Origin of the sequence: Streptomyces sp. TRM64462 (assembly GCF_013362995.1) — a bacterium.
Lineage (GTDB): Bacteria > Actinomycetota > Actinomycetes > Streptomycetales > Streptomycetaceae > Streptomyces.
Window position 1 is genome coordinate 1 of the sequence record NZ_JABWDV010000200.1, and the last position, 7,750, is coordinate 7,750.

Annotated in this window: 5 protein-coding genes; 1 reads left to right on the top strand and 4 read right to left on the bottom strand. The window is 71.2% G+C overall.

Going from position 1 to position 7,750, the window contains the following annotated elements; translation table 11 throughout:
- Positions 1-174: 174 nt before the first annotated feature.
- Both HTZ82_RS09100 and lepA read right to left on the bottom strand, forming a co-directional pair.
- A complete protein-coding gene (locus HTZ82_RS09100; RefSeq protein ID WP_175408800.1) occupies positions 175-2,064 on the bottom strand; it encodes a long-chain fatty acid--CoA ligase in 1,890 nt (629 codons plus the stop codon).
- Positions 2,065-2,386: 322 nt separating this feature from the next.
- Positions 2,387-4,255 carry a translation elongation factor 4 gene (lepA, locus tag HTZ82_RS09105; protein ID WP_175408801.1) on the bottom strand — a complete coding sequence of 623 codons (1,869 nt, stop codon included), beginning with the start codon at positions 4,253-4,255 and terminating at the stop codon, positions 2,387-2,389.
- 217 nt (positions 4,256-4,472) lie between these two features.
- Here lepA and rpsT point away from each other — a divergent pair, with 217 nt between their 5' ends.
- The gene (gene rpsT, locus HTZ82_RS32115) at positions 4,473-4,739 is read left to right on the top strand and encodes a 30S ribosomal protein S20 (RefSeq protein ID WP_175408802.1); all 267 of its coding nucleotides are present in this window, start codon (positions 4,473-4,475) and stop codon (positions 4,737-4,739) included.
- Between the two features lie 259 nt (positions 4,740-4,998).
- On the opposite strand, the gene holA is transcribed toward rpsT, so the two are convergent.
- Entirely contained in the window at positions 4,999-5,982 is a 984-nt protein-coding gene (gene holA / locus HTZ82_RS09115) for a DNA polymerase III subunit delta (protein ID WP_175408803.1), read from the bottom strand.
- A 112-nt stretch (positions 5,983-6,094) separates the two neighbouring features.
- The coding region (locus HTZ82_RS09125) for a ComEC/Rec2 family competence protein (protein WP_254711738.1) at positions 6,095-7,750 on the bottom strand (1,656 nt) is incomplete at its 5' end.

Genomic DNA, 7,750 nt, shown 5'->3' on the forward strand with positions numbered 1-7,750 from the left:
GGGGGTACCCCCAAGGCGCAATGCGGGGGTCTGGGGGCGGAGCCCCCAGTGTGGAGGCCCCAGTGACGGGAAGGGCCGCGCGCGGTGGTGGAGCCGTCCCTGCGTGGGGAGCCGAACGGATCCGTACCGCGCGCGGCCGCCCCCCGGGGCGGAGCGCAGGGCCGCGCCCGCCGCCTACGCCTCGCGGGCGCCCTCGTACATCTCCTCGATGAGGCTCTTGTACTCACGCTCCACGACCGGCCGCTTCAGCTTCAGGCTCGGCGTGAGCTCGCCGTGCTCGACGTCGAGGTCACGCGGCAGCAGCCGGAACTTCTTGATCGTCTGCCAGCGCTGCAGACCCTCGTTGAGACGGTCGACGTACCCTTGGACCATGTCCTTGACCTGCTGGGTCGCGACCAGCTCGGCGTACGCCCTGCCACCCAGGCCGTGCTCGGAGGCCCAGCCCTGCAGCGCGGCCTCGTCGAGGGCGATGAGGGCGGTGCAGTAGTTCCGGTCGGCGCCGAGGACGACGACGTTCGAGACGAACGGGCACACGGCCTTGAAGGAGCCCTCGATCTCGGTCGGCGCGATGTACTTGCCGCCGGACGTCTTGAACAGGTCCTTCTTGCGGTCCGTGATCCGCAGGTACCCGTCCGCCGACAGCTCACCGATGTCACCGGTGTGGAACCAGCCGTCCGGCTCCAGGACCTCCGCGGTCTTCTCGGGCAGCCCGTGGTAGCCCTCCATGATGCCGGGGCCGCGCAGCAGGATCTCGCCGTCGTCCGCGATGCGCACCTCGCAGCCGGGCAGCGGCTTGCCGACGGTGCCGGTGCGGTACGCCTCGCCCGGGTTCACGAAGCTCGCCGCGCTGGACTCCGTCAGGCCGTACCCCTCCAGGATGTGAATGCCGGCGCCGGAGAAGAAGTAGCCGATCTCGGGCGCGAGCGCGACCGAGCCGGAGACGGCGGCGCGGAGCCGCCCGCCGAACGCCTCGCGCAGCTTGGAGTAGACGAGCACGTCGGCGATCTTGTGCTTCGCGGTGAGGCCGAAGGGCGCGGTGGCCTTGCCGGTGCGGCGGAAGCTGTCCTGCGTGGCCTTGGCGTACTCGCGGGCGACGCCGGCCGCCCACTGGAAGATCTTGTACTTGGCGGGACCGCCGGCCCGGGCCTTGGCCGCGACGCCGTTGTAGACCTTCTCGAAGATCCGGGGCACGGAGGCCATGTAGGTGGGCTGCACGACCGGCAGATTCTCGATGATCTTGTCGATGCGGCCGTCGACGGCGGTGACGTGGCCGACCTCGATCTGCCCGGAGATCAGCACCTTGCCGAAGACATGGGCGAGGGGCAGCCACAGGTACTGCACGTCGTCGGGGCGGACCAGATCCGTCGCGGCGATGGCCTTGGCCATGTACGACCAGTTGTCGTGCGGCAGGCGCACGCCCTTGGGCCGGCCGGTGGTGCCGGAGGTGTAGATGAGCGTGGCGAGCTGGTCGGCGCGGATGGCCGCGACCCGGTCCTTGACGGCGTCGGGGTGCTTCTCCAGGTGCGCCTTGCCGCGCTCCTCCAGTTCGGCCAGCGACACGACCCAGTCCTCCGGGTCGTCCTCGGCGGGCTGGGCGTCCGCGGCGTCGATGACCACGACGTGGTGGAGCTGGGGCAGCTCGGCGCGGCGCTCGCGGGCCTTGGCGAGCTGCTCGGCGTTCTCCGCGATGAGCACGCGGCTCTCGGAGTCGGCCAGGATGTAGGCGGCCTCGTCCGCGTTGGTCTGCGGGTAGACGGTGGTGGTGGCGGCGCCCGCGCACATCACGGCGAGGTCGCTCAGGATCCACTCCGCGCGCGTGGCGGAGGCGAGGGCGACGCGCTCCTCGGGCTGGACGCCCAGGTCGATCAGGCCGGCGGCGATGGCGTAGACGCGCTCGGCGGTCTGGCCCCAGCTGAGCGACTTCCAGTCGTCCGGGCCCTGGCCGGAGGCCGGGGGCACCGGGTAGCGGTAGGCCTCGGCGTCGGGGGTCTTCGCCACGCGCTCAAGGAAGAGGGTCGCCACGGAGGGCGGCCGGTTCTCGATCTGGTTCTGTGTGTCGCTCACGGCGTCCTCCGGCGGGCCTGGCAGGTGCAGGTGCTGCGTGAAAGGCGGGTTTCAACTGATGGTTGTTGTTTAACTCGCGAGTAACCACCGAGCGGGATCAGGTTAGAGCGCGGTCGTCCACCGCGTAAGAGGCTGCGACCCCAAGGTTCATACCCGGTTCATAACGACTGTGGCGCCTTCGTGAAAAGAGGCCGGGCGCGCGGAAACGCCCGTCCGTCATCCGAACGGGCGCTTCCGGGAAGCGGGCACGCTGCCTCTTCGCCCTGCTTGCGCAGCTTGTTGCTGCTTCGTGCTACTTATTGCTGATTATTGCTACTTCTTACTACTTCTTGCCCTTGCCGGCGGACTCGTCGCTGGAGAGCACCGCGATGAAGGCCTCCTGCGGGACCTCCACGGAGCCGACCATCTTCATCCGCTTCTTGCCTTCCTTCTGCTTCTCCAGCAGCTTCCGCTTACGGGAGATGTCACCGCCGTAGCACTTGGCGAGGACGTCCTTGCGGATGGCGCGGATGGTCTCGCGGGCGATGACCCGGGAGCCGATGGCCGCCTGGATGGGCACCTCGAAGGCCTGCCTCGGGATGAGCTCCCTGAGCTTGGCGACGAGCCGCACCCCGTACGCGTACGCCGCGTCCTTGTGCGTGATCGCGGAGAACGCGTCCACCTTGTCGCCGTGCAGCAGGATGTCGACCTTCACGAGCGAGCTGCTCTGCTCGCCGGTGGGCTCGTAGTCGAGCGAGGCGTAGCCGCGGGTCTTGGACTTGAGCTGGTCGAAGAAGTCGAAGACGATCTCGGCGAGGGGCAGCGTGTAGCGGATCTCCACCCGGTCCTCGGAGAGGTAGTCCATCCCGAGGAGGGTGCCGCGGCGCGTCTGGCAGAGCTCCATGATGGAGCCGATGAACTCGGACGGCGCGAGGATCGTGGCGCGGACGACCGGCTCGTAGACCTCGTTGATCTTGCCCTCGGGGAACTCGCTCGGGTTGGTGACGGTGTGCTCGGTGCCGTCCTCCATCAGGACCCGGTAGACCACGTTCGGCGCGGTGGCGATCAGGTCGAGGCCGAACTCGCGCTCCAGGCGCTCGCGGATCACGTCCAGGTGGAGCAGGCCGAGGAAGCCGACGCGGAAGCCGAAGCCGAGGGCCGCGGAGGTCTCCGGCTCGTAGACGAGGGCGGCGTCGTTGAGCTGGAGCTTGTCGAGGGCCTCGCGGAGGTCCGGGTAGTCCGAGCCGTCGAGCGGGTAGAGGCCGGAGAACACCATCGGCTTGGGGTCCTTGTAGCCGCCGAGTGCCTCTTCGGCGCCCTTGTGCTGGCTGGTGATGGTGTCACCGACCTTGGACTGCCGGACGTCCTTCACGCCGGTGATGAGGTAGCCCACCTCGCCCACGCCGAGGCCGTCGGCCGCGAGCATCTCCGGGGAGTTCGTACCGATCTCCAGGAGCTCGTGGGTGGCGCCGGTCGACATCATGCGGATGCGCTCGCGCTTGTTGAGCTGGCCGTCGATGACACGGACGTACGTCACGACGCCGCGGTACGAGTCGTAGACCGAGTCGAAGATCATCGCACGGGCGGGCGCGTCCGCGACGCCGACCGGGGGCGGGACGTCCTGGACGACGCGGTCGAGCAGCGCCTCGACGCCGAGGCCGGTCTTCGCGGAGACGCGCAGCACGTCGTCCGGCTCGCAGCCGACGAGGTTCGCGAGCTCCTCGGCGAACTTCTCGGGCTGGGCGGCCGGAAGGTCGATCTTGTTGAGGACCGGGACGATGGTGAGGTCGTTCTCCATCGCCAGGTACAGGTTGGCGAGGGTCTGCGCCTCGATGCCCTGGGCGGCGTCGACGAGGAGGATCGTGCCCTCGCAGGCGGCGAGGGAGCGGGACACCTCGTACGTGAAGTCCACGTGGCCCGGGGTGTCGATCATGTTGAGGATATGGGTCTTCCCCTGGTCCTCACCCTCCGTGGGGGCCCAGGGCAGGCGGACGGCCTGGGACTTGATCGTGATGCCGCGCTCGCGCTCGATGTCCATGCGGTCGAGATACTGAGCGCGCATCTGCCGCTGCTCGACCACACCGGTCAGCTGGAGCATCCGGTCGGCGAGCGTCGACTTGCCGTGGTCGATGTGCGCGATGATGCAGAAGTTGCGGATCAGTGCCGGGTCGGTACGGCTCGGCTCGGGCACGTTGGTAGGGGTCGCGGGCACGCAGGGTCCTGATTCTCGAGACGCCGGGCGCCTGCCTGGCGTCCCTGCTCGGGTCGACGTCGGATCGATACGTAGGTTCCATGGTCCCACGGACGGGGACCTGTGCTCGGTTTGGGCTGTCCGGAAGCCTGCTGGTAGCCTGGGCAGCTGTGTCTCGTGGCCCTCTCAGCGGCGGGACGCAGTCGAAAAATCCTTACGAACCTGAAAAGGCTCTTTCGTGGCGAACATCAAGTCCCAGATCAAGCGGAACAAGACGAACGAGAAGGCGCGCCTGCGCAACAAGGCCGTCAAGTCCTCGCTCAAGACCGCGATCCGCAAGGCCCGCGAGGCCGCCGCTGCCGGCGACGTCGAGAAGGCCACCGTGGCCGCTCGCGAGGCCGCCCAGAAGCTCGACAAGGCTGTCTCGAAGGGTGTCATCCACAAGAACGCCGCCGCCAACAAGAAGTCGGCGCTGGCGTCCAAGGTTGCCTCCCTGCAGGGCTGAGCTCCCTCAGATCCGGGGGTGACCCCGGAACCCGGTCCACGACTCGTATGACTCCCATGTCTCGTACGACGAGTACGACCGGACGACTTGATCGCCGGACGGGATACAGCGGGCCCTCTCAACCACGCTCCTGACCGGCACCCCGAGCTCGTACGCGGCCTGCGTTCGCCACGCGGGTACGGGCTCACCATCGTGAACCGAAGGCCCCGGCGGCCCGTTCTTCCCCAGAACGGCCCCGGGGCCTTCGGCATGCACTCGGCTAGCGGCGGGAGCGGGCTGCGCGGGCGATGATGACGACCGCCTTCTCCAGGGCGTACTCGGGGTCGTCCCCGCCGCCCTTCACGCCCGCATCGGCCTCTGCGACGGCCCGCAGGGCGACCGCGACCCCGTCCGGGGTCCAGCCGCGCATCTGCTGGCGCACACGGTCGATCTTCCAGGGTGGCATCCCGAGTTCGCGCGCCAGGTCGGCGGGGCGGCCGCCGCGCGCGGACGACAGCTTGCCGATCGCCCGTACGCCCTGGGCCAGCGCGCTGGTGATCATCACGGGGGCGACTCCGGTCGCCAGCGACCAGCGCAGCGCCTCCAGGGCCTCGGCGGCGCGGCCCTCGACGGCCCGGTCCGCGACGTTGAAGCTCGACGCCTCGGCGCGGCCCGTGTAGTAGCGGCCGACGACCGCCTCGTCGATCGTGCCCGCCACGTCCGCCGTGAGCTGGGCGACGGCGCTGGCCAGCTCCCGCAGGTCGCTGCCGATCGCGTCGACGAGCGTCTGGCACGCCTCGGGCGTGGCCGAACGCCCGAGGGCCCGGAACTCCTGCCGTACGAACGTGAGCCGCTCGGCGGGCTTGGTCGTCTTCGGGCAGGCGACCTCGCGGGCACCGGCCTTGCGCGCCGCGTCCAGCAGGCCCTTGCCCTTGGCGCCGCCCGGGTGCAGGAGCACCAGGGTGATGTCCTCGACGGGCGCGGCGAAGTAGGCCTTGACGTCCTTGACGGTGTCGGCGGAGAGGTCCTGCGCGTTGCGCACGATCAGGACCTTGCGCTCGGCGAACAGCGACGGGCTGGTCAGCTCTGCGAGCGCGCCGGGCTGGAGCTGGTCGGCGGTGAGGTCACGGACGTCGGTGTCGGCGTCGGCGGCCCGGGCGGCCGCGACGACCTGCTGGACGGCGCGGTCCAGCAGCAGGTCCTCCTGCCCCACCGCGAGGGTGACGGGGGCGAGGGGGTCGTCGGTCGAGTTCTTGGCAGCCATCGGGACCAGCATCCCATGGACCTCTGACACCGCCGCCGCTGTCACCGGGTCCGTAGGCGGCCCCGCGGCCCGTTACACCTCGTGCTCCTCGTGTCAGCCACGGCCTACGGGCCTACGGCTCCTCGCGCCAGCCGTCCCACTCGGCGGCGAACTCGTCCAGCTCGGCGGCCGGGAGCGCGCCGTCCGGGTCCTCGACCACCACGAGCCACTGGGCGTCCTCGGCGTCGTCCTCGCCGGCCAGGGCGTCCCGCACCAGCTGGGGCTCCTCGGCCAGTTCGTACCGCTCGGCCAGCGCCTCGGCCGCCTCCTCCGCGGCGTCCCGGTCGGGCAGCACCAGCACGTGCCGCAGGTCCGCGATCTCCGTGTCGTTCTCATCGTTCACGACACCATTGTTCAACCCCCTCCTACGGCCCGGACGTCCAGGTCGGCCCTGACGCTCGGGTACGCGGCCAGCGCCCGAAGCGCACCGGCGATCTGCGGGCGACCCCCGGGACCGTGAAGGCGTGGCGCGAGGAGAACGAGCCGCCCGACCGGCTGCTGGTGCGGGACGGTGCCTGGCTGGTGTGAGGGCGCGTGCCTCCGTCCCGTTGTCCGCGTCAGTTTCGGGTCCTGCCGGAGGGTTCCGGGGGACGGCCCTCAGGTCCCGGCCCGCCCCGGTCACGGCGATCGCCCCGTCCCGGTCGGTACGCAGCACCGCCGCGCCCGCCGCCCGCAGGCCGGCGAGGGTACGGGGCGAGGGGTGCCCGTACGGGTTGTCCCGGCCCGCCGACACCAGCGCCAGCCGCGGCCTGACCCGGCGCAGCAGTCCCGGGTCCTGGTGCGCCGAGCCGTGGTGGGCGACCTTCAGCACGTCCACCGACGGCAGCGCGGGGTGAGCCAGCGTCAGGCCCCGCTGCGCCGACGGCTCCAGGTCGCCGAGGAGCAGCAACGTCACCCCGCCCCCGGTGCGGACGAGCAGCGTGACGCTGGCGTCGTTGGCCTCCAGGAATCCGATGTCCCGCGCGGCCGGCCAGAGCACCTGCCAGTCGAGCGGTCCGGTGCGGCGCCGCTCCCCCGGTGCCGCGCGGACGACCGGCACCCCGGCCGCCGCTGCCGTGCGGTGCACGAACGCCGCCTGAGCGGGCGGGTCCAGGAGCCCGGTGGTCTGGATGAGCCCGACCTCCCGGCCGCGCAGCACTCCCGGCAGTCCGGCGACGTGGTCGGCGTGGAAGTGGGTGAGCAGCACCAGCGGGACCCTGCTCACGCCCAGGTCGCGCAGGCACCGGTCCACCGGCTCGGGATCGGGCCCCGCGTCCACCACGACGGCCGTACCGTCCCCGGCGGCGAGCGCCGTCGCATCGCCCTGGCCCACGTCGCACATGGCGAACACCCACCCCGGAGGCGGCCATCCGGTGACCAGGCGGGTGACCGGCGCCGGCCGGACCACGGCGAGCAGCAGCACGACGGCGCAGCCGAGCGCCGCCCACGGATTGCGCGGCAACCGCCGCGCGACGGCCAGCAGCACCGCGGTCACGGCGGCCAGGAGCAGCCCGCCCCGCCAGCCGCCGGGCCAGTCCGCCTGCGCGCCGGGCAGGGCCGCACCGGTGCGGGCCACGGACGCCACCCAGCCGGCCGGCCACGCCGCGCACTCGGCCAGCACCCGGGCCACCGGCATCGCCGCCGGAGCCACGGCGAGCGCCGCGAACCCCAGCACCGTCGCCGGAGCCACCGCCAGCTCCGCGAACAGGTTGCACGGCACGGCCACCAGGCTGACCCGTGCCGCGAAGAC

Coding starts and splice junctions, on each gene's coding strand:
- holA (WP_175408803.1), bottom strand. CDS start 5,982: ATGGCTGCCAAGAACTCGACCGACGACCCCCTCGCCCCCGTCACCCTC.